We start from the raw sequence: 26,771 nt of genomic DNA on the forward strand, positions 1-26,771 counted from the left end.
GCTAGAGCAGACCCGCCTGTGTCATCAACTCGGTCACCTTCTTGGCGTCGAGCTTGCTCGGATCGACCGCGGGAGCCTGCAGTTCGGCAAGCGGCGGCAGCGCCTTGTTGGCGGCGATATCGGCGGCGATCGGGTACTCCATCGAATCCCCGTCGCGCAGCACCTCCTGGCCCTTCTTGCCGGTGATGAACTTCAGGAACTTCTGCGCCGACTCCTGCTTCTTGCTCGACTCGAGCACGCCGCCGCCCGAGACGCTGACGAACGCGCCCGGATCCTGCTTCTTGAAGTAGTACAGGCCGGTGTTGGCGCTGCTCTCCTTGGTCTTGGCCTGGTCGCGGAACCAGTAGTAGTGGTAGATGACACCGCCGTCGGGCTGTCCGGAGTTCACGCCCTTCATGGTGGCGGTGTTGTTCGGGAAGGCGACGAAGTTCTCCTTCATGCCCTTCAGCCACGCCTTGGTGGCGTCCTCACCCTTCAACGCCAGCAGGCCCGCCACGATGGCCTGGAAGTCCGCGCCCGAGACGCCCGCGCCCCAGCGACCCTTCCATTGCGGCTGGGCCAGATCCAGCAGCGAGGCAGGCAGTTGGTCGTCCTTGACCTTGTCCTTGTTGTAAACGAAAACCGTTGAGCGGGCGGCAATTCCGGTCCACTTCCCGGTGGAAGGACGGAATTGCGCGGGCACCTGGTCCAGCGTGTCCTTATTGATGTCGGCGAACAGTCCGGCATTTTCCACCAGCGCCATGGCGGGGGAATTCTCGGTGAGGAAGACATCGGCGGGGGAGGCCGAACCCTCGGCGACCAACTGATTGCCCAGCGCCGTATCGCCGCCCTGCCGCAGCACGACCTTGATACCTGTCTCCTTGGTGAACGCGTCGGTCCATTCCTTGGTGAGCGATTCGTGCTGGGCGTTGTACACGGTGATCTCGCCCGCGTCGTCCTTGGCCGAATTCGAGCAGGCCGTGACCCCGAGCGCGGCCATCGCGGCCGCGAGCGTCCCGGAAACCACCTTCCACTTCACCGAATTCATTTTTGTCCTTCCGACGCGCACTGTTTTCCCCGGCCGCCGCGTACTTTGTCCGCATTTGCTGAGGCTTACCTAAGGGAACATACCGCGTGTGATTTCTCCGGTGGGCGTCAGGCCAGACCCGACAGGTCGCGCTCCACCGTGTGATTGCGATCGGCGCAGGTGCCGAGCGTGTATTCCGGATACAGGCCCAGATATTCACCGCGGGTTGTGGCACTCCAACGCCGCGCCTGCTCAGCGCTCATCTTGTAGAAGTTGACCATGTAACCACCCTCGTAGAGGCGCAGCAGGCTGTACCCGCCGGGATACTCCTTCACGGCGGCGACCTCCAGGAACTCCACGGCGCACGCGGCGTCCGGGCGGGTGCGGCGATTGCGATGGGTATGGCCGCTGTGCTGGAGGAATACGCCGGGTGCGCTCGTGTACATGGCTTGCAGCGCCGCGCCGTCCGGACCATTGAGCACGAACGCCGGACCCCCGGTATTCGTCAGGCCGGATTCCGTCGTCACCGGGTGGTGGCCGAAGACCAGTGTGGGGCGGTCGGGGTCCGCGCGCAGCAGTTCGCTCAGGTGAGCCAACTGCGGGCGGTCGATACTGCCGCCCGAGCCGTCGAGTTCGCTGGTGTCCAGGCCGATGATGCGCAATTCACCCAGGCGGTTCTCGGTGAGCTGCTGGCGCGGGAGGAAACTCTCGCCCCAACAGTCGTGATGATCGTCGATCGACGGGCAACCGCGATAGTCCTCGCCGACATGTGGGCGGTCATGATTGCCTCGGGTCACCAGGTATTCGTGACCCCAGCCGTCGAGCGCCGCGCGGACACCCCGCACCTGGTCGGGCGCGGCCTCGGCGGTGAGATCACCCGCCAGTAGCAGCTTCTCCACGCCGCGTGTCGGCAGATCCGACAGCAGCGCCGACAGCATGGCCTGCGGATACGGCGGCATATCCTGGCGGAAGCCGGGGGGCAGGCCATTGATGATGACGCCGCTGACCTCCTCGCCGAAGTGCACGTCATTGGCGAGGGCGATCGTGTGCAGCAGGCGTCCCGGCGGCGGCGTCAAAGTGGTGAATTCGCCGCAGGATTCGGGGGTGCCGGGCGCGCCGGTGATCAGATTGAGCGCGGGCGTGGCGCGGATACCGCGTGAACGGGCCTCGAATCGATAGGTGCGGCCGGGTTCCAGTCCGTTCACCTCGACGAAGTGGTAGGGCGTAGGGGTGGCGTCGTAGTGGGCCTGGGTGAAGACGCGGCCATCCGCGAGCAGAACTTCGGTATCGGCCAGGGCGGGGACCGGATTGCCTGCCGCGTCGGGGGTCAGTGTCGTCCAGGTGAGCACCACCGAGGTGTCGGTGATGGTGACCACCTCGAGGTCCGTTGTCAACAGCGGATTCGGCTGTGCGGCAGCACGCCCCACGTCGAGTGCGGGCAGCAAGGCGGCGAAGCCCATGGCGGCGAGCAGCGTTCTACGGGTGGGGCCGCAGCAGTTCACCGGACTCCTTGTCACCTGGACGGTTCCGCCCGATTGTATGCGGTCAGTGGGCGTACACCCGAAAGATCACGCAGCACAGTGTGATTGCGGTCGTCGGTGCTGCCGAGTGCGTAACCGGGCAGTAGGCCGAAGAGTTGGCGGCGAGTCCGGGTGCTCCAGCGGCGGGCGGCCTCGGCTCTCATCTTGTAGAAGTTGACGAGGTAGCCGCCCTCGTAGAGGCGCAAAAGGATGTAGCCGCCCGGATACTCCTTCACCGCCGCGACTTCCAGGAATTCGACATCGAGAGCGATATCCCGGGGTGCTGCGCCGATTGCGGTGCGTATGGCCCGCGTGGTGCAGGAATACGCCGGGAGCGGTGCGGTACAGGTTCTGCAATCGTGCGGCGCTGTGGCGGTCCAGAACGAATCCCGGACCGCCGAGATTGGTGAACGCGGAATCCCTGGTGATCGGGTGGTGGCCGAAAACTATTGTGGGACGGTCTGGTTCGCTTCGGAATTCAGTCGCCAACTCGACAGACGAAGTAGTCGTGGCCGAGTATGCCCCAAGCATCCAATCGATCGCCGCCCAGCGCACGAAACCCGAACGCCAGGTGAACAGCGCGCCCGGGCCGCTGTCAACTGCTCCGGTCCGACCCCCTAGATCTCCTCCGGCAACTGCCGCAACCGAGATTCCGCCAGCCCGAGCTGCCGCCCGATCTCGGTATAGCTCACCCCCCGGTCCCGCGCCTCCTCGATAGCCGACTGCCGAATCCCCGACAACTCCGCGATCCGAATCTGGTAGTAGATCATCAACTCCGAAGCCAACCGTGCCCGCCGAATCGCATTGCCGATAGCCCGAATCCGATCGATCTCATGCTCCGAAGCGGGCACCCCCGCCTCCCCGCCCACCACGAACGTCCCCCGCCCCCGCACCGTCCGCACCAGCCCCTCCGCCCGCAACAGATCCACCGCCTTGCGCACCGTATCCCGCGAACACCCATGCGCCGCAGCCATTTCCCCCTGACTGGGCAACCGCACCCCTTCCCCCCACCCCCCACCCCGTATCCGCCCGGCATACTCCTGCGCCAACGCCACATACGCCGGTTCGGCCATACCCGAACCCTACTGCGCACCACCACCCCCCCCCCCCCCCAATGCCCCCAACTCCCGTCTCCAGAGACGAGAGAACCCCCGCCCGGCCCATCCACGCCGCCAATGAGGTCGTACCCGGACCCTCTCTTCGCCGCTGCCATGAAAGCTGTTGGCGGACAGCGCCAAGAACACGGCGAAACTCGCTGAACCGTGCCATCAATACATCTTTGGCGGACTTGCTCGCGGGCTCGGAGCCGCCGACTCGAGAAACGGGAACGGTCGTCGGACCACACAAATCAGCTTTGAACAGGGCGAGCCGCCGCAACGTAATGCCTGAATGGCAACGCAAGATCCGTCGCGGTGCACAAGAAAGTTGGTGCCGTGCAAGGCGGCTAGCACAATCGCGAGCCCGAAGCCTGAAACTCGGCAAACGAATCGTGCACCCGGACCGCACACTTCGTGCCACGGCCACATCAACACCCCAACGAACCACAACCCAGGGGGTCCGGGGGCGAAGCCCGCCGGGCGGGGCCTGGGGGTTGCACCCCCAGAAAAATGACGATCGATAAAGGCAAGCGCCCTCCGCGAGCACAGCTCACCCAATCGATCGTGCCCTCGGCAGGATTCGAACCTGCGGCCTTCTGCTCCGGAGGCAGACGCTCTATCCCCTGAGCTACGAGGGCGGGGATGGGATTTGGTGCGGGGGCAAGCGTATCGCATTGGGGGGTTGGGGGCCAAAAGGCGGGGTGGGATGGGGTGTGGCGGGTGCCCGCCGGAGGTGGGCGGGCGGCGCGACCCATAGGATAGAGACTCGTGACTCCAGCTGACCTTGCAGATCTCCTTCGCGCCACCGCGTCGAAGGTGCTTGTCGAACGCGGATTGGACGCTGCCGTCCTCCCCGAGCAGGTCACGGTGGAACGACCCCGAAACCCGGAACACGGTGATTACGCCACCAACGTGGCCTTGCAGATCGGCAAGAAAGCGGGCGCGAATTCGCGTGACCTGGCCGGTTGGCTGGCCGAGGCGCTGACGGCGGCCGACGGTATCGAGACGGCCGAGGTGGCCGGTCCCGGCTTCCTCAATATCCGCCTGGCCAAGGATGCGCAGGGCGCGATCGTGCGGCAGGTGCTCGAGGCGGGCGCGGGCTACGGCACCGGCGCCGCCCTGCAGGGCAGGAATATCAATCTGGAGTTCGTCTCCGCGAACCCGACGGGTCCGGTGCACCTGGGTGGCACCCGCTGGGCGGCGGTCGGCGACGCGCTGGGGCGGATCCTGGCGGCGCAGGGCGCGCAGGTGGTGCGCGAGTACTACTTCAATGATCACGGCGCGCAGATCGATCGCTTCGCGCGTTCGCTGGTCGCCTCGGCGACGGGGCAGCCGACCCCGGAGGACGGCTACGCGGGCGAATATATCGGCGAGATCGCCCAGCAGATCGTGGCGAACCATCCGCAGGCGCCCGAACTGCCGCAGGACGAGCGGGTGGAGCTGTTCCGCGCCGAGGGCGTGGAGCTGATGTTCGCGCAGATCAAGCAGTCGCTGCACGAGTTCGGCACCGATTTCGACGTGTACTTCAATGAGAGCGCCCTGTTCGACTCCGGCGCGGTGGATCGCGCCGTCACCAAGTTGAAGGATTCCGGGGACCTCTACGAGAAGGACGGAGCCTGGTGGATGGCCAGCTCCGAATACGGTGACGAGAAGGATCGCGTCGTCATCAAGAGCGATGGCCACGCCGCCTATGTGGCGGGCGATATCGCGTACTACCAGGACAAGCGCAGGCGCGGTTTCGACCTGTGCATCTATATGCTCGGCGCGGACCATCACGGCTATATCGGTCGTTTGAAGGCGATCGCCGCCACCTCCGGCGAGGATCCGGCCACCGTTGAGGTGCTCATCGGTCAGATGGTCAACCTGGTGAAAGATGGTGTGGCCGTACGCATGTCGAAGCGCGCGGGCACGGTGGTGACGCTGGAGGACCTGGTCGAGGCGATCGGTGTCGACGCGTCGCGCTATGTGCTGGTGCGCTCGTCGGTGAACGCGAGCATCGATATCGATCTCGGCCTGTGGACCAAGCAGAGCAATGAGAATCCGGTCTACTACGTGCAGTACGCCCACGCCAGGACCTGCGCGGTGGGCCGCAATGCCGCCGATTTCGGATTCGACGGCGTCGCACCGGATTTCGGTCTGCTCACCGCCGACGAGGAGGGTGCGCTGATCCGCACCATCGGTGAGTACCCTGCGGTGCTGGCGGGCGCGGCGAACCTGCGCGAACCGCACCGGGTGGCCCGCTACCTGGAGGAGTTGGCGGGCGCCTACCACCGTTTCCAGACCAATAAGACGCTGCGGATCCTGCCTCAGGGCGATGACCCGGTCACCTCGGTGAACGCGGCCCGCCTGGAATTGGTCGCCGCGACCCGCCAGGTTCTCGCCAATGGCCTCGCCCTGCTCGGGGTGGGCGCACCGGAACGGATGTGAACGAAGTGATGAGCGAATTCGAGGTTCAGCGGTGAGCGCGCACCCGGCGGGACCAAGGCACGCCGAGATTCCGCACGCGCCGAGTCTGCCCGAGCGGCCGACCGATCCGCGCCGGATGATCGACCTGCCCGCGAACGTGTGGCCGCGCAACGCCGCTCGCGACGCCGACGGTGTGGTCCGTTTGGCGGGTGTGCCGGTGACGGAGTTGGCCGAGCGGTTCGGTACGCCGCTGTTCGTGGTGGACGAGGACGATTTCCGTTCCCGCTGCCGGGATATGGTGCGCGCCTTCGGCCCCGACGCGCGAGTGCACTACGCCTCCAAGGCTTTTCTGTGCGGTGAGGTGGCCCGCTGGATTCGGGACGAGGGCCTGTCCCTGGATGTCTGCTCGGGCAACGAGTTGGCCATCGCGCTGCACGCCGATTTCCCGGCGGAGCGGATCGCCTTGCACGGCAACAATAAATCCGTCGCCGAACTCGAGGCCGCGGTGGCGGCGGGGGTCGGCCATGTCGTGGTCGACTCGCTGATCGAGATCGAGCGGCTCGAGGCCGTCGCGGCGGCCGCCGATGTGGTGCAGGATGTGCTGGTCCGCGTCACGGTCGGTGTGGAAGCGCATACGCACGAGTACATTTCGACCGCCCACGAGGATCAGAAGTTCGGCTTCTCGATCGCCAGCGGCGATGCCATGCAGGCGCTGGCCCGCGTATTCGACGCGCGGAATCTGCGCCTGGTCGGCCTGCACAGTCATATCGGTTCGCAGATCTTCGATATCGACGGGTTCGAGGTGGCGGCGCGGCGCATGCTGCGGCTGCTGCACGACGCGATCGGCAAGTTCGGGGTGGAGCGCACCGCGCAGATCGCTACCCTCGATCTCGGCGGCGGACTTGGTATTTCGTACCTGGAGAGCGATGATCCGCCGCCGCTGGACGATTTCGCGGCCAAGGTGGCCGATCTGGTAGCGGCCGAGGCCGACATGATCGGTCTGCCGCGTCCGGTGATCGCGGTGGAGCCGGGCCGCGCCATCGCGGGGCCGGGCACGGTGACGCTGTACGAGGTCGGCACCATCAAGGATGTCTCGCTCGACGGTGGATTCAGCCGTCGCTACGTGAGCGTCGACGGCGGTATGAGCGACAATATCCGGCCCGCGCTCTATCAGGCCGATTACGACTGCCGCCTGGTCTCGCGCACCTCGCAGGCGCAGGCCGTGGTCGCACGCGTGGTCGGAAAGCATTGTGAGAGCGGCGATATCGTCGTGCGCGACGCTTGGATGCCGGAGGATGTCGGCCCCGGAGATCTGGTGGCGGTAGCCGCGACGGGCGCGTACTGCTATTCGATGTCGAGCCGATACAACCAGTTGGCGCGCCCGGCCGTGGTCGCGGTCAAGGACGGCGCGGCCAGACTCGTCCTGCGCCGGGAGACGGTGGCGGATCTGCTGAGCTTGGAGGTGCGGGAATGACCCAGACGGTCAATAACGGCGGGTGGGGCGAGGATCATCCGATCGGCGTCGCGGTGCTCGGCATGGGCACGGTCGGCACCGAGGTGGTGCGGGTGCTGCGCGAGAATGCCGCCGATCTGCGTGCCCGCGTCGGCGCGCCGGTGGTGCTGCGCGGGGTGGCGGTGCGCAACCTGGCGACCGATCGCGGAATTCCGGCCGAGCTGCTGACAACAGACGCGGCCGCGCTGGTCAACCGCGACGACGTGGATATCGTCGTCGAGGTGATCGGCGGGATCGAACCCGCGCGGGCGCTGATCAAATCCGCGCTGAACGCGGGCAAATCCGTGGTCACCGCGAATAAGGCGCTGCTGGCCGACTACACCGGCGAATTGGCCGCCGCCGCCGAGCGCCATCGCGCCGACCTCTACTTCGAGGCCGCTGTCGCGGGTGCGATCCCGGTGGTGCGTCCGCTGATCCAGTCGCTGTCGGGTGACCGGGTCAATCGCGTGGTCGGCATTGTCAACGGCACCACCAACTTCATCCTGTCCGCCATGGACGAGACCGGCGCGGACTACTCGCAGACCCTGGCCGAGGCCACCCGCCTGGGTTACGCGGAGGCCGATCCCACGGCCGATGTCGAGGGCTACGACGCCGCGGCGAAGGCCGCGATCCTGGCCTCGCTGGCCTTCCACACCAGGGTCACCGCCGCCGATGTCTATCGCGAGGGTATTTCCAAGATCAGCGCCGAGGATCTGGAGACGGCCTCGGCCGTGGACTGCACGGTGAAGCTGCTGGCTATCTGCGAGCGCGTCCCGGCGGGGGCGGGGGAGCCCGGCCCGGAGGCGGGCGGCAAGGAGCGCATCTCGGTGCGCGTTTACCCGGCCCTGGTTCCGCGTCGGCATCCGCTCGCCGCGGTCAATGGCGCGTTCAACGCGGTGGTCGTGGAGGCCGAGTACGCGGGTCGTCTGATGTTCTACGGCCAGGGCGCGGGCGGTGCGCCCACGGCCTCGGCGGTGCTCGGCGATCTGGTCATGGCGGCGCGCAACAAATTTTTCGGTGGCCGCGCGCCGGGTGAATCGGTTTATGCTGAGCTACCGATCGCGCCGATCGGCGATACACCCACCCGCTACCACGTCAACCTGCAGGTCGCCGACAAGCCGGGCGTGCTGGCCAAGGTGGCGGGCGAATTCGCCCAGCACGAGGTGAGCATCTCGACCGTCCGTCAAGAAGGGCACGGTTCGGGCGCGCGCCTGGTCGTGGTCACCCACCACGCGGCCGAATCGGCGCTCGCGGACACCGTGGCCGCCCTGGCGGAGATGGAGTCCGTCACATCCGTGACCAGCGTTCTGAGATTGGAAGGCACCGAAGAATGAGTTTCTCCGCTGGCGTGCGGCCCCAGGCCCCGGTGCACACCCGGTGGCCCGGCCTGATCGCGGCCTACCGCGACCGTTTGGCGGGCGCGGCCGAGTGGGAGCCGGTCACCCTGTACGAGGGCGGCACGCCGCTGGTGCCCGCCCCGCACCTGTCCGAGCTGACGGGCTGCGAGGTGTACCTCAAGGTCGAGGGCCTGAACCCGACGGGTTCGTTCAAGGACCGCGGCATGACCATGGCCATCACCGACGCCAAATATCGGGGTCAGCGTGCCGTGCTGTGCGCGTCCACCGGTAATACTTCGGCTTCGGCCGCCGCCTACGCCACCCGCGCCGGGATGAGCTGCGCGGTGCTGATTCCCGAGGGGAAGATCGCCATGGGCAAGTTGGCCCAGGCGGTGATGCTCGGCGCGAAGATCATCCAGGTCGCGGGTAATTTCGACGACTGCCTCGAGTTGGCGCGCAAGGTCACTTCCGAATTCCCGAGCATCGGTCTGGTGAATTCGGTGAATCCGGCCCGGATCGAGGGCCAGAAGACCGCGGCCTTCGAGATCTGCGATGTGCTGGGCAAGGCCCCCGATGTGCACGCGCTGCCGGTCGGTAATGCGGGCAATATCACCGCGTACTGGCGGGGCTACAGCGAGTACCACGCCGACGGTGTCGTGGACAGTCGTCCGCGCATGCTCGGTGTGCAGGCGGCGGGGGCGGCCCCGCTGGTCAACGGTGCTCCGGTGTCGAATCCGGAGACGGTGGCCACGGCCATCCGCATCGGCGCGCCCGCTTCCTGGAATGGCGCGATGGCGGCCAAGGAGGAGTCGGGCGGCGCGTTCCGTGCGGCCACCGACGCGGAGATCCTGTCGGCCTACCGGCTGATCGCGGCCACCGAGGGGGTTTTCGTGGAGCCCGCGTCGGCCGCGAGTGTGGCGGGTCTGCTCGCCGCCAGGGCCGAGGGTTGGCTCGACGCCGGACTCACCGTGGTCTGCACCGTCACCGGCAACGGTCTCAAGGATCCCGATAACGCGCTGGCGGGAATGCCTCTGGTGCAACCGATTCCGGTCGATCCGGTGGCGGTCGCCCGCGCGTTGGAGTTGGCCTGAGTTGTCCGCTCACGAGAGCCAGGTGATCACCCGGACGCTGCCCGCCGGTTCGGCGGTCCGCGTCCGGGTGCCGGCCTCCACCGCGAATCTCGGCCCCGGATTCGATTCGCTCGGCATGGCCCTGGCTATCTATGACGAAATCGAGGTGCGCACCACCGATTCCGGGTTGAACATCCGGGTCGAGGGCGAAGGCGCCGACGATGTGCCCTGGGGGCCTTCGCATCTGGTGGTGCGCGCGATCGAGCGCGGCCTGGAGGCGGCGGGTGTCTGGGCCGATGGCCTCGATGTGGTGTGCCGCAACGTGATTCCGCATTCGCGGGGTCTCGGATCCTCTGCCTCGGCGGTGGTCGGCGGACTGGCCGCCGGTTGTGCCCTTGCGGCGGAACTGGATTCGGCGCTGCGCGTCGATGCCGACCGGTTGGTGCAGCTGGCCTCGGAATTCGAGGGTCATCCCGATAATGCCGCGGCCAGTGTGCTCGGCGGAATCGTGGTGTCCTGGACCGAAACCGATCGCGCCGCCGATGCGGGCGCCGAGATCGCGGTGCCCGATCACGGCCGGGTCTATCGCGCTGTGCGCTTGCAACCGCATCCGGACCTGCGTCCGGTGGTCCTGATCCCGCAGGAGCGCTCCTCCACCGCGCACACCAGGGGTCTGCTGCCCGAGACGGTGCCGCACGGCGACGCCGCCTTCAATGTCAGCCGCGCCGCGCTCGCCGTCGTCGCGCTCACCGCCCGCCCCGACCTGCTCATGCCCGCCACCGCGGACCGGCTGCATCAGGCCCAGCGTGCTCCCGCGCTACCGCTGTCGACGGCGTGGATCCAGCGGCTGCGCGCCGCCGGAATCGCGGCGACGGTCTCCGGCGCGGGTCCGACCGTGCTGGCGCTGTGCACCAGTGAATTTCCCGCGGATTTGCGCGAACTCGCGGCCGCCGACGGCCTTCGGGTGCTCGAGCCGGGACTCGCCGAGGGCGTGCTGGTCGACTGACGGCGAGTCTGCCTTGCCGAGTTTCCCGGTTGCCAGCTATCCTGGGCGAGTCCGTACATCGTGCGCATCAGACGCCGGTGCTTCATCAGGGCAATCGCTCCAGCAGGCTCCAGGCTCGAGCCTCCAGGCCATGGGGGTACTGCGCAGCTGTGCAACTGGAATGATCTCTCCCACCTTTCACGAACCGGTGGCGAAGCCGCCGGTCCGGCGGAGCAGGTGATACGGCGATAAACCGAGTCCGGCGCAGTGTCCGGGCTGCGGGACTGACCCCTCGAAACAGCACACGGCGGTCGAGGGAAGGAAAGGATTTCCGTGACAGATACGGACCTGCTCGCGACACCAGGGGTGGATTCGAACCCAACAACCTCGGGCGACCGCGAAAGTGAATCCGGACAGATTTCGAAGATGAGCGAACAAACTGACGTCGCACGATCGGGGCTGACTGGAATGTTGTTGCCGCAGTTGCGCGCGCTGGCCGGGGAACTCGGTATTCGAGGCACCTCCGGTATGCGCAAGGGTGATTTGATCGCCGCCATCAAGGAAAACCAGGCCGGGAGGTCCGCCTCCGCCAAGGCGGACAAGGCCGCGCGCGGCGAGGCGAAGGTGGAGTCGACCATCCCCGAGAAGGTTGTCTCCGAGAAGAAGACGGTGAAGGTCGAGGCCGCGAAGTCCGAGCCCAGGGGCGAGCAGGCGACCCTGGACGTGGTGACCGCGCCCGCCAAGGCCGCCCCGGCGAAGGGGAGCGCGGTCAAGGTCGATGCCGCGCCCGCGCAGACCCAGCCCGAATCCGCTTCGGCCCCTGCTACATCCGCGCCGGTCGTCAATTCGGCTCCGGCCGATGCCGCGCCCGCGCAGACGCAGCCCGAATCGCCCGCCGAGGGCGGCGAGGAGTCGGGTCGCGATGCGCAGCGCGGCCGCGGTCGCCAGCGGCGCGGCCGTGATCAGGCGCGTTCCGGCGGCGATGCGGGCGGTGAGGAGCCCAGGTCCGAGGAGCAGGGCGAGCGCCGTCGCGACCGCAACGAGCGTGGTGACCGTGCCGAGCGCGGTGATCGCAACGAGCGTGGTGACCGTGCCGAGCGCGGTGAGCGCGGCGAGCGCGGCGAGCGTGGTGACCGCGGCGAGCGCAACCAGAGCGAGCGCAACGGCAACGCTCCGCGCAACGGCGAGGTGGGTCCCCGCGTCGACGGTGCGCGCGACAACCGCGGCGGTGACGAGGACGAGGGCGGTCGTGGTCGGCGGGGTCGTCGATTCCGGGAACGTCGTCGTGGTCGCGACCGCGACGGCGACGGCGGCGGCGGCGCCCGCGGCGGCGATTCGCGCGAGATGGAGATCCGCGAGGACGATGTGCTGCAGCCGGTCGCGGGCATCCTCGACGTGCTGGACAACTACGCGTTCGTCCGCACCTCGGGCTACCTGGCCGGGCCGAACGACGTCTACGTCTCGATGAATCTGGTCCGCAAGAACGGCCTGCGCCGCGGTGACGCGATCACCGGTGCGGTGCGTGCGCCGCGCGAGGGCGATCAGAGCAGTCAGCGCCAGAAGTTCGATCCGCTGGTCCGGTTGGACACGGTCAACGGCGGCGATGTCGACGCGGCGCGGCGGCGTCCGGAGTTCGGCAAGCTCACCCCGCTGTATCCGAATCAGCGGCTGCGCCTGGAGACCCAGCAGAACAAGCTGACCACCCGGGTGATCGATCTGATCATGCCGATCGGTAAGGGGCAGCGAGCGCTGATCGTGTCGCCGCCCAAGGCCGGTAAGACCACGATCATGCAGGACATCGCGAATGCGATCGCGGTGAACAACCCCGAGGTCTACCTCATGGTGGTGCTGGTCGACGAGCGTCCGGAAGAGGTCACCGATATGCAGCGCACCGTGCGCGGCGAGGTGATCGCCTCGACCTTCGACCGCCCGCCGTCAGATCACACCTCGGTCGCCGAACTCGCGATCGAGCGGGCCAAGCGGCTGGTCGAGATGGGTAAAGACGTTGTGGTGCTGCTGGATTCGATCACTCGATTGGGCCGCGCGTACAACAACTCGTCGCCGGCTTCCGGTCGCATCCTGTCCGGTGGTATCGACTCGACCGCGCTCTACCCGCCGAAGCGATTCCTCGGCGCGGCGCGCAATATCGAGAACGGTGGCTCGTTGACGATCATCGCTACGGCCATGGTGGAGACCGGTTCGACCGGTGACACGGTGATCTTCGAGGAGTTCAAAGGCACCGGTAACGCCGACCTCAAGCTGGACCGCAAGATCGCGGAGCGGCGAGTGTTCCCGGCGGTGGACGTCAACCCATCCGGCACCCGTAAGGACGAGCTGTTCCTCAGCCAGGATGAGGCCGCGGTCCTGCACAAGCTGCGTCGAGTGTTGTCCGGCCTGGATTCGCATCAGGCGATCGATCTGCTGATCGACAGGTTGAAGAAGACCAAGAACAACCTCGAGTTCCTGATGCAGGTCTCCAAGACCGCGCCGGGCGCGATCGACGAGTGAGTGCCGCTCGTGAGTGACGGGGTGCCGAGGGCACCCCGTCACTCGCGAGTGAACAGCCGCTATTCGACCGATCGGCCGAGGAAGGCCAGTAGTCGGGTCTGGGGGTCGGCGCCCGGCGGCGGTGTCAGTCTCGGCCCGAAGGTGCTTGCCGAGCGGACGACGATCAAACGAGCAAGGGTGAACACCCGTGCGACGAGATCGGAATCGAGGCGCACGTCAACGCCCAGTGCGGAGCCGATATCCCAGGTGTGGATCAGGGTGTCCAAGGTCGACAATTCCAGGAAATCTGCGATTGTCGCGTCGGGGCGTCTGGCCACGACCCACGCCGGGGCGGGCCGGTCGAGCGTCTCCTCGGTGAGGAGGGCGGCGGCCGCACTGCGGCTCGCGCGCCATCCTGCCAGTGGGTTGTCGCCGACGAGTTCGCCGGGATGCTCGGAACCCGGCGGACCGGACTTCTCGGTGTACTCCTGACCCGTCATATGATGGCGGAGAACCTCGAGACTCCAGACGACGTGACCCACCACGTCGCGCACCGTCCAGAGTTCGCACGCCGATGCCGCGTCCCATTGTTGCGGCGGGATCGCGGCGAGTACGGCGTCGAAGATGTCCTGTGTGCGCTGGAAGCGATCAACGATATCGTTGGTTTCCATTGTTCTCCCTTGGTGCCGCGGCGGCCTTTACAGCAGTAGCGTCGCCGCGATGGCCTTCGTCAGTTGTTCAGGACCAGGCACCAATTCTCGGTCGAGCGCGAGGGCGTACGGGATAACGGTGCCATCCGGCCTGCAGACGCGCCTGGGTGGTGCCAATAGCATGGATTCCTCGGCCGCCGTCGCGATTATTTCCGCCCCCAAACCGCACATGCGGTTCGAGTCGTCGATTACGACGAGGCGTCCGGTCTTGTCGATCGATTTGCGGAGAGAATCCCAATCGAACGGATAAACCGTTCTCGGATCGATAATCTCTAGCTCGACCTTATTGCTCAGGTTGTCCGCGACCTCGAGCGCGGTACTGACGTGTTGTCCCACCGCGACTACTGTCAGATCATTGCCCTCCCGCACGACGTTCGCCTCGCCCAGCGGCACGATCTTCTCTTCTCCCGAGTCGGGCACGCCCATTGCTTCCATCAACGCGGAAGGCGCGAATACCGCTACCGGGTCTGGATCGCGAATCGCCGATCGCAGGAGCCCATACGCGTCCGCTGGATTGCTCGGAACTACTGTCTTGATCCCCGCATGTGCGAGCAGGCTGTACGGGCTATCCGAATGTTGGCCTGCCCAGCCATTTCTCGAACCCGAACCCGCGACGAGATACGTGACCGGTACGTGGACTTGCCCGCCGGTCATCAACGAGAACTTATGGGCTTGGTTCACTATCTGCTCGAACACCAGGTACAGCAGCGAGGATATCTGGAATTCGATCACCGGTTTTCTTCCGGCGATTGCGGCACCCGTCCCGAAACTGGTGAATGCTTGTTCGGACAATGGTGTGTCCAGCACCCGCTTCGAGCCGAATCGGGGCACCAGCCCCGCAGTGACCCCGCTCGCTCCAACGCCGATATCCTCGCCGAGTACGAATACGGTGTCGTCCGCCGCCATCTCGGCGTGCAGGGCGCGATTCAACGCATGGACATAGCCGAGTTCCGGCGGTGGCGGTGGCAGCGCGCTCATAGGATCACCCCCGGTCGGACCGCGACCGGTCCCGCGTACAGATGCATCAGTGCGTCCTTCGGCTCGGGCGATGCGGCATTTCTCGCAAACTCGACCGCCGCATCGATTTCCTTCTTGATAGCCGCATCGATCTCGGCGACGACCTCGTCGCCCAACCGCCTACCCAATGAAATAATCGGATCCCGCTTGCGCCAGTCGGCCACTTCGTTGAGATCGCGAAACGTGACGCCTATTTTTTCGAGCACCGAATGATGCTCGAAGAACCGATAGGTCGAACACTCCAGGAAGGCGGGACCGCTACCGTCGCGACACCGTGCGATCAGTTCGCCTGCCATGCCCGCCACGGATTCGGCATCCATGCCGTCGACCGTGCGGGCGACCATCCCGAAGCCCTCGGCGCGGCGCGCCGCACTGCCTGCGAGTCCCGCATCGATTTTCAGGCTCGTCGCGTACCTGTTGTTCTCGCAGACGAAGAGTATCGGCAAAGACCAGATCGCGGCCAGGTTGAATGCTTCCAGCAATACTCCCTGGCTCATCGCGCCATCGCCGAAGAAGCTGACGACCACCTCCGAATTTCCGCGTTCCTTTGCCGCCCAGGCGGCACCGGAGCCGATCGCGCCGCCGGCTCCGACGATTCCGTTGGCGCCGAGTATGCCCAGCCGGATGTCGGCGGCATGCATCGAACCGCCGCGGCCTTTATTGAAACCTTCGAGGGTGCCGAGAAGTTCGGCGAGCATACGGCGTGGGTCCGCACCCTTTGCCAGCACGTGCCCGTGGCCGCGATGCGTACTGGTGATGAAATCTCGCTCCGTCAGGTTCGAACATACGCCTACAGCGACGGCCTCCTGCCCGATATACGGGTGAATACCTCCGATGATTTCACCGGCAATCGCCATCTCCAGACATCGCTCTTCGAACTCCCGGATCAGTTTCATGGACCGGTACAGAGCCACCTGATTTTCACGAGTCATATTTGCAATAGCCCTTCTTGGTCGGTCCGGACAAGCATTTTGTCGACGTAACGAAGTAGCGCGCTGTCGTCGGGGCCGTGCACGACGATCGGGGCGAATTCACGACCCGGCCGACCGTTGCCGGTGGTATCGGAGGCGGATTCGAAGAGCAGCTTCAGGATGGCGTGTTCCTCGGGCGAGTGGTCCTCGAGCATGGAGAGCCAGTCGCCGACCGGCCGGGTGTCGATCGCCATGCCGGTGCCGCGCAACAGATTCAGCAGGTGTGTGAGACGCACCGGTTGTCGGCTCGTCAGCACGAACCAGCCGCTGTTGCGCTGCTGTTCGGTGCCGAGTCGGGCGAGTAACCCGGCCGTCTCGTCCACCGCGAGCCACGGTTCCTCCAACTCGGTGTCGGGTGCGGCGCCGAGCTCGACAATGTTGCGCAGTACCCGCAGCATGATGTCGCGGGTATTTCCCTGCCCGGTGCGCGAATCCCCAACGATCCGGGGTAGCCGATAGATCGCCGCGGGCATTCCGCAGTCGTGCGCGGCGATGATCAGCTGCTCGGCATGCGACTTGGTTTCCGCGTACCCGCTGCGGCTGCCGCCTTCATCGGCGGCGGAAATCGTTGATACGAACTGCAATTGCTTGCGACGGGTGGTGGCCGCAAGCCGGATCAGTTCACGGGTGCCACCGATGTTGGCCGCTTCGAGCTGTTCGTAGCTGGACAGTGCATCGACCCTCGCGCCGTTGTGGCAGATCAGATCTATTTCGTCCGCGAGCCGCTCGAACGTCTCGGTGGTGAGTCCGAGCCCGCGCGCCGCGAGATCACCGGGAACGACCTTGATCCGGTCGTGGTCTATATCGTCGGACAGCCCGTAATAGTCGAGATTCGCGCGCAGCCGCCGCCATCCCGCCTGTTCGTCCGCTGCCCGGACGAGGCAGTGGACGCGCACCAGGGGCCGCGTCAGCAACGCGCGGACCAGGTACGCTCCGACGAAGCCGGTTGCGCCGGTGAGCAGGATGTCCGAGATTTCGCCGGATCCACTGGGCGGCAACGGATCCGGGATGATGGCGCGCAGCATGGGCTGGGGATCGAACAGGCGAACCCTGGCCGTGCTCGTCCGCCCGCCGTTCATCTCCTCGGCCAGCTTCGCGATCGTCGGTCGTTCGAACAGCGTCCGCAACGGCAGGTTCAGTCGGAACGTCTCCTGAATCCGGACGACGAGTTGGGCGGCCTTCAACGAATGCCCGCCGAGGTCGAAGAAATTCTCGTCCCTGCCAACGGTTTCGAGGCCGAGAATCCGAGCCCAGATGTCCGCCAGGGTTTCCTCGGTCGGGTTCTGTGGCCGGACGAACGTCGCGACCGTATCGGATCCGCCCGCAGGTTCGGGGAGTGCTCTGGTATCGAGCTTTCCATTGATCGTCAACGGAAGTTCGGGCAGCGACACGAATGCCGCGGGCACCATGTACTCCGGCAGTTCGCGTCGGAGGTGGGTACGCAGAATGTGGTCGTCGACAACGCCGTTTCCTACCAGATAGGCGATGAGTCTTTTCTGGCCGGTGGCGTCTTCGCGCGTGACGACGGCCGCCTGCGAGATATCCTGGTGGGTCTGCAAAACGGTCTCGATCTCTCGCGGTTCGATGCGGAACCCGCGAATCTTGACCTGGCCGTCGGCGCGTCCGAGGTACTCGATATCGCCATTTGCGTTGTACCGAACGATATCTCCGGTCCGATAAAGCCGGTCGCCTGCGGTGTCGTAGCGGTTGGGGACGAACCGCTCGGCCGTGAGTTCGGGTTGTCCTCGATAGCCGCGCGCGACACCGAGCCCGGCCACGTACAGTTCGCCCGGTACTCCGGTCGGCGCGAGCCCGCCGTTATTGTCGAGGACGTATACCCTGGTGTTGCCGATCGGACGGCCGATGGGGATGTTATTCGTGTCGGCCGTAACAGGATTGGTGATGGCGTGACAGGTGGCGAACGTCGTGCACTCGGTGGGGCCGTAGCCGTTGAAGATCCGCGTGCCGGGCAGTGCGGTGACGGCGCGGCGAATATGGGCAACGGACAGCGCCTCACCGCCGACGAGGAGTTGGCGCAGCCCGGTCAGCGCCGCGATGTCCTCGTCGACGATGTGGTTGAACAACGATGAGGTCAGCCATACTGTGCTGATCCCATGACGAGCGATCGCGACGGCGAGCGGCCCTGCGGTGAGGACTCTTTCGGTGGAGACGACGCAGGTGGCTCCGGTGAGTAGCGCACCCCAGATCTCGAAGGTAGCGGCGTCGAAGGACACCGCCGACGCGTGTAGCAGTACTTCGGTCGGGCCGAGGATGCCCGCAGGCAGTCCGGTGACGAGGCGGATGATCGACCGGTGCTCGACTTCGACGCCCTTCGGGCGTCCGGTCGAGCCGGATGTGTAAATGACGTAGGCCAGATCTTGCGGTCCCACTTCTGATTCGAGCGCGGTCGATGGTGCCGCATCGATCGTGTGGTCGCCGACCAGGTCGGCGTCGATCACGAATCGGGTTGCGCCGCTGGTGCGGAGGAACCGCCGGCGTTCCTCGGGATATTCCGAATCGATCGGCAGATATGCGGCACCGGTTTTGACAACGGCGAGCAATGCGGTGATCAGCTCGATGGAGCGCGGCAGACACACTCCGACGACGGTCTGCGGTCCGGCGCCGAGGGTCCGCAACCGGTGCGCCAGTTGATTGGACCGAATGTCGAGTTCGGCGTAGGTCAGAGAGTTTTCGCCGGATATCAGGGCCATTGCGTGCGGCCTACGGCGGACCTGTTCGGCGAACAGGGCGGGCACGGTCGCCGGTGTCGGCAACGGTGTGGTCGTGTCGTTCCACCCCAGGGTCAGCCGCCGGATTTCGGCATCGCTCATCATCGACAGGGCGGACAGCGATTGCTCCGGCCCCGCCCCGACGGATGCGAGCAGTTGGTTGAAATGGCCGATGAATCGGTCGATCGTGATGCGGTTGAACAGGTCGGCGTTGTAGGCGACCCGCACCTGCAACATATTGTTCCGGTCCGCGACGAGGCATTCGAGATCGAACGGCGCCGCCTGCGTGCCGAGCGGTGAAACATCCGACAACGGCGCGTCTACCAGCTGAAAAGCGGCTTGGGCCAGTGGGTTTCGGCTGAAATCCCGGCGGGGTACGAGTTCCGCGACGAGGCGCTCGAAGGGCACGTCCTGGTGCGCGTATGCGCCGAGCGTGGTCGCCCGCACGCGATCGAGCAGTTCCGGGAAAAGCGGATCACCGGACAAATCGGTACGCAGAACCAGCAGGTTGGCGTCGGATCCGGTAGGTACGCCGACTGTTACGTCGGTGATACGTGCGTAGCGGGACAGCGTGAGGTTGTAGGCCGCCAGCAACGTCATGAATAGCGTGACGTCATAGCGATCGCTCAGCTCGCGCAGCCGCACGGCGACACCCTGGTGCACTTCGAAGGAGACCGAGTCGGCGCGATAGGAGGCCACCGGCCGGCGTGCGTGATCCGTCGGTAGGCCCAGCGCCGCGGGCACATCGGCGAGTTCTTGCCGCCAGAAGTCGAGTTGTCCGCGTAGGGATTCGAAGATCGGTTCGTCCGGGTTCGCCAGCGCGCATTCGATCAGCCGGACCAGCCTGCCGACGAGCCGTGCCGCAGTGCTGCGGTGAAAAAGACTGGTACGGAACACAAGTGAGACGTTCAGCTTGCCGTCCCGGATATGCGTGACCAGCTCCAGATCGAACCGGGTGGCCACGCCCGCCCATGGGACACTGGTGACTTCGCCTTCGCCGGGCGCGGGAACCTCACCGTTGTGCACGACGACGACGTCGAAGATCGCGTTGCGTCCCGGATCCCGTTCGGGTCGGACGTCCGCGACCACCTGCTCGAATGGCGCCTGTTGATGGGCGTATGCCGCGACCATCTTGGTGCGCGCCGTCCGGATCAGCTCACGCAACGACGTCGACGGGGTGATGTGGGTGCGCAGCACCACGGTGTTCACGAAAAAGCCGAGTACGTCGGCGAATCGGCGGTCGTCGCGGCCCGCGAGCACCGTTCCGATGGTGATGTCCTCCTGTCCGGAATGCAGCGACAGCAGCGCCTGGAACACCGCCGCGATGGCGCTGGAGAGCGCGCACCGATTCCGCAGCGCGAATGCGGAAAACCTCGCCGTGAGCTCGGTCGGCAGCTCGATATCGACGTGGTCGCCGGCGAATCCGGGATCGGCCGACCGTGGCCGATCTATCGGCAGCCGCAGCGGTTCGAATCCGGCGAGCTCCCGCCGCCAATACTCGAGGTGCTCCGCAGCGGAGTCGGCATCGGTGCTCGCGCGCTGCCATGCGACGAAATCCTGGTAGGTCACCTCGAGCGGCGCGGGCTGCTGCGATCGGTAGAAGGCGATGAGATCCTCGGTGACGATCTGGATGGAACGTCCGTCGGTGATGATGTGATGGTTCACCAGACACAGCACGGCCGATCCGTCGGCGCATTCGACAACCATCACGCGCACGGGCGGCGCCGCCGCGAGATCGAACGGCTCCCCGACCAGGTCGGCTGCGTGCGTCTGCCACCCGTTGCGGCTGTCCGCCGCGGTCCGTCGCGTCACCGGAATTCGGAAGTCCGGCACCGGTTTCGCATTCGGCGTACCCGATTCGTCGACGACGAACGCCCAGCGCAACACCGGGTGGCGGGTGGCGAGCAGGTCGAGCGCTCGGTCGAGCGCCGCGAAATCGACGCCGTCGCGGAACCGCAGCACGATCGGGATGTTGTACGCGGCGCTGGTCCGGTCGAGCTGCTGGATCAGCCACAAACGCTCCTGCCCGAGCGACAACTTCATCGGGTACTCCTTCATCAGGCGCTCATCGCTGTCGAGCGGCGAGGGCATCGCGGTCGCCGTCGCGCGCGGGCGTAGGCGGTATCGCGGATTCGATCAGGGCTTTCTCGTCGACTTTTCCGTTGCGGGTGAGCGGGATCTCGTCGACGACGACCCACCGGGTCGGTACCGCGTAGTTCGGCAGCAGGTGTGACAGATACGCGCGCCAGGCCCGCTGGTCCGCATCGGCACCGGGGTGTATGACGACGCCCGCGACGAGCCGAGGGCTTCGATCCTGTTGCCATGCGACAACTATCACGGCATCGCGGATATCGGGATGGCGAGCGAGGATGCCGCCGATCTCCTCGGTCTCGATGCGATGTCCGTCGAGTTTGATCTGCTTGTCCGCGCGGCCGAGGAAGACCAGGTTGCCGATCGGGTCGAGCCGGACCAGATCGCCGGTGCGGTATAGGCGTTCATCGATATCCGGCGAGAAGTGTCCGAACCGCCTATTCGTTTCGGTCTCGTCGTCGAGATAGCCATCCGCCAAACCTGCTCCAGCCGCGTACAATTCACCCACCGCGCCGGGCGGCAGGAGTCGGGCGTCGCGGTCGAGAACAAAAACCTTTGTGCCCGCTATCGGCTTGCCGATGGGGAGCGGCCCATCGATCTGCGCACTGTTCCACACGGTGTATGTGGTGGTAAAAGTGGTGTTTTCGGTGGGCCCGTACCCGTTTGTGATCACCAACCCAGGGTGCAATTCGAGCATCCGCGCCGCGGCCTCGTGCGACACGACCTCGCCACCGCTCAAGAGCCAACGCAGCCCGGTGAGCGCCTGCGGCCGAGACATGGCGATCAGCCGGAACAGGCTGGCCGTCAGCCAGGCGACCGAGATCTTCCGCTCGGTGAGGAAGCGCTCCAGCTTTCCGACCGACGGCAGTTTCGCGGGAAAGACCTCCAGCGTCGCGCCGTTGAGCAACGTCGCCCAGATTTCGTACGTCGACGCGTCGAAGGCCAGCGGCGCCATTCGCAGCACGCGGTCACCGGGTCGCAGCTGGATTTCGGTCGTGCGCGCGAGTCGGGTAACCGCGCGGTGCGGGACGACAACACCTTTCGGTTCGCCGGTGGATCCCGAGGTGAATGCGATGTACGCCGTGCGGTTCGGGTCGTCGGAGCCAGGTGTTCGACTCAGCGGCCCCGGGTCGGTGCGTAGTTCGGGATGCCAGGTATCGACCAGGGTGACTTCCCGGAGCGCGGGATGGTCGATCGTGGCAGCGTCGACCACCGCGGCCGCCGGCGCGAGCTTGCCGACCATCCGCGTCAGCCTGGCTGCTGGTGCGTCCTCGTCGAATCCCGCGTACGCGGCGCCGAGGCGGATTGTCGCGAGCAGCGTCACCACCTCGCCGACGGATCTCCGGATCGCGACCAGCACCGTGTCCAGAGGACAGACCCCGGCACAGCGCAGCACGTCGGCGTACCGATCGGCGGCATGCGCGAGTTGCTCGTAGGTCAACTCGACGCTCGCGTCACGGACCGCGATCTCGTGCGGGTGGCGCCGCACCTGATCAAGAAACAGCGTCTCGATATCGGCCGCAGGGATGTCGGCGCCTGCCAGCACATCCAGGATCCGGCGGCGTTCCGGCGCGATGCAGCGCACGTCCTGGACCGAACCGTCAAGGGAGGCGAGTTCGTTCACCCCGGCAGCGACATCGGCGATGAACCCGTGCTCGGCATTGGGCACCTCGGTGAGGAAGCGGATCTCTCCGGACCGCAGATCGGTGTGCTCGGAAACGATCACCAGGTCGACGGATCCGTCCTCGGTGGCTCCGACCGCGAGAACCGTTCGCAGGAACTCAGCGATGGGGGCTCGGTCGTCGAGTCGGAGCCGGATCACCCGCCCGGCGACCGAGATCGCGGCCTCGCTCGCGGCCGTCCACCGGCACAGGGCGATCGCGAACGCGGCCACCACCAGCGCCATGCGGTCGCGCCCGGCGGACCCGGCCGCGAGTTCGGCGGTCAGATCGTAGGGAGCGGCTCGCACATCAGGCATCGGCCGTACTGCTTCCTTCGCGTCGGCGGTCCAACCGGATATGAAGGTGATCGGGCCTGCGGAAAATATGGCCGCGCTCGCGCAGCCGCCAGAAACCGGGCCGGATGCCGTCGAGCGAGCCGCTGCGCCGGACACCGCCGAACCGGAGCGACAACCGCTCGAACAGCGTGTCGAATTCCGAGAGGGCGAGCTGAATACCGAGGCAGGTGTGCGGCCCAGCCGAAAAGGCCAGCGTCCGCTGATCGGACCGGTCCGGACGCCAGGTATCCGGTTCCGAGAACGCATTCTCGTCGCGACTGGCGCTACCCAGCGACAACAGAAGCGTCGACCGGCGCGGGATATCGACACCATGGATATTCAGGTCGGTGGACGCGTACCTGAGAATGGTGTGGCTCGGTGGTTCCCACCGCAGCGTTTCGCGAACGACCCTGGTCCGGTATTCATTGTCCGCCAACGCCGATAATTCGACGTTGTGCGCCAGGACCGCGTACATAATTTTGCCGATGGTGGCGACGCTCGTCTCGGTTCCGGCCAGCATGAATAGCGTCGCCGTTCCCAACAAGGATTCATCGAGCGGTTCACCCGGCGGAAAGACGAGATCAAGGAACGGCATCCGGCTGCCCGCCCGGCGATCGGCGAGCTTGTCCTTCAGATAGTCGATCAGCTCCGCTTTTGCCGTGAGCGCCGTATCCAGTGACGTCGCCGGGAATTCGATCGCACCGGCCAACGGAAGTACTCGGGGACGCAGCCAGGCCGCGTCTTCCGGCGGGAAACCGAACAATCGGGTGACCATCGCATAGGGCACCCCGACCGCGACCCGCTCCATGAACTCGATCTCGACATCGTCCATATCACCCATTTCGGCGGCAATCGAGTCGAGAACCTGGTCCACCGCGGGAATGAGTATTTCGGAGCGCAGTCGTTTCACTGATGCACCCGCGAAAAGCGGCATGAACAGCTTCCGCATGTCGCGATGACGCGGCCCGTCGGTGTCCAGCAATGTTCGGCCGAACAACCGGCGGCTGCTACGCATCGGAAATCCGCTGACGACCCGGCGGTCCGACAGCAGGTTGTGCACGTCCTCGAACCTGGTGATCAGAAAGGCGTTGAACACCTCCGACCAGTGCACCGGTTCCGACCGTCGGAGCTCCTTGTAGATGGGCCAGGGGTCGGCGAGGAATTCGTCGGAACTGAAGTCCAGGCTCAGTTTGGCGGTGCTCATTTGCTGCCCCCATTGTCGATTTCGGTTCGAGCCTTCATCTGGCGAGCGGCCTCTTCGGAAGTGAGCCGCATCGACTCCGCGGTGCCGTCGAATCCACCGACGAGGGCGGGCAGGATCTCATTCGAGATCGCCGTCAGTTGTTCGAGGGTCGCCGGGTACGGTATCCACTGGGGGACGAAGAAATTCAACGACACCGGATCGCCTATGCGATCCATGAGGTCGCGGATCATACCGGTACATGTCGCCGCATCTCCGATGATGAACGCACCCGTGTCGACCAGAGTCTCCATTGTCTTGCGATGCGCGACCGGGGAGTCCGGAATGGGCATGCCGAGGACATTCCGATACAAACCGCGCCGCAGCGAGGAAAATCCGGCCAGGAGTTCATCGATACCCGCGGCCGGGGAGTCGGCGATATGGACGAAAACGTTGCACCGGACCCGCGTCGCACCTGCGGCTTTGTTCCGATAGGCCTCGATACGTTCGATCAACGAGCCGACCGGATCCTTATCCATTCCGGGCCGGATCATTCCCCATGGCGGTACCACGTGCACGGTCGGTGTCGTCTCGGTCTCCGTCAGGAGCTCGATGCCGGGATCACCCAGCGATGACGCCACGACGGTCTCGATGCCGCCGCGCAGCGGGCGCAGCTGCAGCACGGCCTTCTTCGCGGTGAACCACGGTGTCGCGGTGTCGACCGTCTCGCCGTTGATCAGCGCCTGTACGGTTTTCAATGCCGCCCGGAAATGAGCGCGGAGCGTGCTCGGATCCACCCCGATCATTTCCATATCGTGAACGTAGGTTCCTGTGCCGCAGCCCAGGATCGCTCGGCCTGCGGTGAGGTGATCGAGCAGCACAATTCGTTCCGCGACATGAACGGGGTGGTGGTAGGGCAGCGGAATCACGCCGGTGGCGAATCGAATGCGGCGCGTTTCACGGGCCAGCGCGGCGATGAGCATTTCGGGGGAGCTGAGTGTGCTCCAACCGCTGGAATGGTGCTCGCCCAGCCAGATCTCGTCGAAACCGAGGTCGTCGACCAGCCCGCACAGCTCGATATCGTGTTTCAATGACGCGGGAGGGCTGACCGAGGGGTCATGGAATGGTGGCAGGAAGCAACCGAATGCCTTTGAGTGCATGATGCTGAAACCTTTGATCTGCTATCGGTAATACGGCCCAGCAGATTTCGGCTGAGCTTAATGCTGTTTATCAGACGGACGGAGCTTGTTCCAGAAGATAATCGCAGAATTTGTCGACGCTGGTCAGATCTTCATTGGCTTCGAGGTCGATGAAGACATCGAGCTTTGTCTCGATTTTCTCGATGAGCGCCAGGTATTCGATGGAGCTCATTCCGGTCTCGGGGAACTCCGTATTCGATTCGATGTTCTGACTGTCCAGCACGCCGCCCGCGACCTCGGACAGTATTGCGAAAATCTGCTTACGCAGTTCCAGCCGTGCATCTTCCGCACTCATATGAACCCTTTCATCGCCCGCAACTCTGGACGTTGCAGGTGTTTCGCACACACGTCGGTAATCGGACACGACCGAATAAAGCCGCGAACAATCAACGTTGCGAATTACGTCTCGAATGGCAGCATGCGCGACACGAACCAATTCAAAAGTCAAGGCACTCGACGGCATTTCTCATTCGAATACCGTGGGCGCGGCTGTTTCGCTCAAGTCCGCTGCGCCGCCCACAGCTCAAGTAAGATGTCGGTATACCTCGGATGCGGCAAGGCTCGCAGGTGGCTTGAAACTAGGTTGTGAATGCGCACAGCATCAGGACCCTCCCTTGAATAGCCTAGCTGGCTACCATTCGGAAGTATAGTCAGATGGCATACGGCCCGTCAACGACTACAGCCCGAAATCGCGCGCACGTTGAATAGCCAACAACTTGCCTATGTGCTTATGCAGATCGTGGCCCTGGGCAGTCTGAATGCGATGTGTTAGCTGAGGCGGTGCGACGATGCCTGCAACTCGGAGTTGGGTCCGTCGGAGTTCGCCGGACTGACTTGTCGGTGCCGTATTCGGCCTCGGGAGATGCTGCGTATCGATACGAGAGTTCGCGATATATCGATACGAGAGTTCGCGATTATTTTGATGACTGTACTAGTTCGGAGGTATATTGTGAGATGCAATACAGACCGACTGGTATGCATTGTCGGTGGGTGAGAATCTGCTCATCGACTGTCTGTAGGTATTCGAGAAAGATCCCGATTTCCGGATGTCGGCCGACGAGTCGTTCGGGCACCTGACGCGCGGCCGAGGGGATGTCGCGCAGCCGGCGTTCCCGCGGGGCGAAGAAAACGGTGCCGATGACCGCCGCCCCGGCGACCAGGAGGCCGGCGACGATCCCGAGCGGGGTCCCCGCTGCGCCGCTCGGCATCGAAAAGCCTTGCGCCTGGGGATAATTTATGACAGCCGGGCCGGAGTAGGCCGTCGTGTGCCTCGGTGTGGTCAACCCGCCGACCGCGATCGCGAGAATCAATCCGGCGGAGACCACGAAGGCGACTCGGGTGGTCACAGGTCTCTCCCTCCTGACATGCCGATGTGCGTTGTCGATCTCTGACAATTCGCGTCACGCCCCGACGCGCGCGTGAAACTCTACGAACGACTGTGTTCGTGTACGCGAGTAGCGGGCTACCCGACTTCAGGT

At 65.3% G+C, this 26,771-nt stretch carries 19 protein-coding genes and 1 tRNA gene; 6 read left to right on the forward strand and 14 right to left on the reverse strand.

Translation table 11 applies throughout. The features are described from left to right. Position 1: 1 nt before the first annotated feature. The 5 genes from D5S18_RS24610 to D5S18_RS24630 all read right to left on the reverse strand — a co-directional run bounded on the left by D5S18_RS24610 (position 2) and on the right by D5S18_RS24630 (position 4,261). On the reverse strand, positions 2-1,027 hold the full coding sequence (locus tag D5S18_RS24610) for an iron ABC transporter substrate-binding protein (protein WP_147404126.1): 1,026 nt from the start codon (positions 1,025-1,027) through the stop codon (positions 2-4). 107 nt (positions 1,028-1,134) lie between these two features. Continuing rightward, complete coding sequence (locus tag D5S18_RS24615; RefSeq protein ID WP_239003976.1) at positions 1,135-2,523, reverse strand: metallophosphoesterase; 1,389 nt, start codon at positions 2,521-2,523, stop codon at positions 1,135-1,137. Next, on the reverse strand, positions 2,520-2,762 hold the full coding sequence (locus D5S18_RS35895) for a hypothetical protein (RefSeq protein WP_239003977.1): 243 nt from the start codon (positions 2,760-2,762) through the stop codon (positions 2,520-2,522). Before D5S18_RS35895 ends, D5S18_RS24615 begins: the two co-directional genes overlap by 4 nt. A 381-nt stretch (positions 2,763-3,143) precedes the next feature. Then, positions 3,144-3,599: a GntR family transcriptional regulator gene (locus D5S18_RS24625; RefSeq protein WP_120043431.1), complete on the reverse strand. Its 456-nt coding sequence runs from the start codon at positions 3,597-3,599 to the stop codon at positions 3,144-3,146. Between the two features lie 589 nt (positions 3,600-4,188). Next, positions 4,189-4,261: transfer RNA gene (locus tag D5S18_RS24630), tRNA-Arg, on the reverse strand. Positions 4,262-4,391: 130 nt separating this feature from the next. Between D5S18_RS24630 and argS the strand changes: the two genes are divergently transcribed. The 6 genes from argS to rho all read left to right on the forward strand — a co-directional run bounded on the left by argS (position 4,392) and on the right by rho (position 13,421). Beyond that, positions 4,392-6,050 (forward strand): arginine--tRNA ligase, encoded by a 1,659-nt coding sequence (argS, locus tag D5S18_RS24635; protein ID WP_120043432.1) that lies wholly within the window; start codon positions 4,392-4,394, stop codon positions 6,048-6,050. Positions 6,051-6,081: 31 nt separating this feature from the next. After that, positions 6,082-7,503: a diaminopimelate decarboxylase gene (gene lysA / locus D5S18_RS24640; RefSeq protein WP_120043433.1), complete on the forward strand. Its 1,422-nt coding sequence runs from the start codon at positions 6,082-6,084 to the stop codon at positions 7,501-7,503. Continuing rightward, positions 7,500-8,855 carry a homoserine dehydrogenase gene (locus D5S18_RS24645; RefSeq protein WP_120043434.1) on the forward strand — a complete coding sequence of 452 codons (1,356 nt, stop codon included), beginning with the start codon at positions 7,500-7,502 and terminating at the stop codon, positions 8,853-8,855. The genes lysA and D5S18_RS24645 overlap by 4 nt, the downstream gene beginning before the upstream one ends. Then, positions 8,852-9,949 carry a threonine synthase gene (gene thrC / locus D5S18_RS24650; protein ID WP_120043435.1) on the forward strand — a complete coding sequence of 366 codons (1,098 nt, stop codon included), beginning with the start codon at positions 8,852-8,854 and terminating at the stop codon, positions 9,947-9,949. The genes D5S18_RS24645 and thrC overlap by 4 nt, the downstream gene beginning before the upstream one ends. A gap of 25 nt (positions 9,950-9,974) precedes the next feature. Next, positions 9,975-10,934: a homoserine kinase gene (gene thrB / locus D5S18_RS24655; protein ID WP_120043509.1), complete on the forward strand. Its 960-nt coding sequence runs from the start codon at positions 9,975-9,977 to the stop codon at positions 10,932-10,934. 405 nt (positions 10,935-11,339) lie between these two features. Next, positions 11,340-13,421 carry a transcription termination factor Rho gene (gene rho / locus D5S18_RS24660; protein WP_120043436.1) on the forward strand — a complete coding sequence of 694 codons (2,082 nt, stop codon included), beginning with the start codon at positions 11,340-11,342 and terminating at the stop codon, positions 13,419-13,421. Positions 13,422-13,480: 59 nt separating this feature from the next. On the opposite strand, the gene D5S18_RS24665 is transcribed toward rho, so the two are convergent. From D5S18_RS24665 to D5S18_RS24705, 9 genes are all read right to left on the reverse strand, one after another. Next, positions 13,481-14,071 carry a TIGR03086 family metal-binding protein gene (locus D5S18_RS24665; RefSeq protein ID WP_120043437.1) on the reverse strand — a complete coding sequence of 197 codons (591 nt, stop codon included), beginning with the start codon at positions 14,069-14,071 and terminating at the stop codon, positions 13,481-13,483. Between the two features lie 27 nt (positions 14,072-14,098). Then, entirely contained in the window at positions 14,099-15,088 is a 990-nt protein-coding gene (locus D5S18_RS24670) for an alpha-ketoacid dehydrogenase subunit beta (protein WP_120043438.1), read from the reverse strand. Continuing rightward, a complete protein-coding gene (locus D5S18_RS24675; RefSeq protein ID WP_120043439.1) occupies positions 15,085-16,059 on the reverse strand; it encodes a thiamine pyrophosphate-dependent dehydrogenase E1 component subunit alpha in 975 nt (324 codons plus the stop codon). Before D5S18_RS24675 ends, D5S18_RS24670 begins: the two co-directional genes overlap by 4 nt. Continuing rightward, the gene (locus D5S18_RS24680) at positions 16,056-20,870 is read right to left on the reverse strand and encodes a non-ribosomal peptide synthetase (RefSeq protein ID WP_158607946.1); all 4,815 of its coding nucleotides are present in this window, start codon (positions 20,868-20,870) and stop codon (positions 16,056-16,058) included. Before D5S18_RS24680 ends, D5S18_RS24675 begins: the two co-directional genes overlap by 4 nt. Before the next feature lie 22 nt (positions 20,871-20,892). Continuing rightward, positions 20,893-22,896 carry an amino acid adenylation domain-containing protein gene (locus D5S18_RS24685; RefSeq protein ID WP_120043441.1) on the reverse strand — a complete coding sequence of 668 codons (2,004 nt, stop codon included), beginning with the start codon at positions 22,894-22,896 and terminating at the stop codon, positions 20,893-20,895. Next, positions 22,889-24,118 carry a cytochrome P450 gene (locus tag D5S18_RS24690; RefSeq protein ID WP_120043442.1) on the reverse strand — a complete coding sequence of 410 codons (1,230 nt, stop codon included), beginning with the start codon at positions 24,116-24,118 and terminating at the stop codon, positions 22,889-22,891. Before D5S18_RS24690 ends, D5S18_RS24685 begins: the two co-directional genes overlap by 8 nt. Continuing rightward, the gene (locus tag D5S18_RS24695; RefSeq protein WP_120043443.1) at positions 24,115-25,254 is read right to left on the reverse strand and encodes an LLM class flavin-dependent oxidoreductase; all 1,140 of its coding nucleotides are present in this window, start codon (positions 25,252-25,254) and stop codon (positions 24,115-24,117) included. The genes D5S18_RS24690 and D5S18_RS24695 overlap by 4 nt, the downstream gene beginning before the upstream one ends. 70 nt (positions 25,255-25,324) lie before the next feature. Further along, on the reverse strand, positions 25,325-25,588 hold the full coding sequence (locus D5S18_RS34995; RefSeq protein WP_158607947.1) for an acyl carrier protein: 264 nt from the start codon (positions 25,586-25,588) through the stop codon (positions 25,325-25,327). Between the two features lie 619 nt (positions 25,589-26,207). Further along, entirely contained in the window at positions 26,208-26,639 is a 432-nt protein-coding gene (locus D5S18_RS24705) for a hypothetical protein (RefSeq protein ID WP_120043445.1), read from the reverse strand. Positions 26,640-26,771 lie beyond the last annotated feature (132 nt).

Origin of the sequence: Nocardia panacis, from assembly GCF_003598715.1 — a bacterium.
Taxonomy (GTDB): domain Bacteria; phylum Actinomycetota; class Actinomycetes; order Mycobacteriales; family Mycobacteriaceae; genus Nocardia; species Nocardia panacis.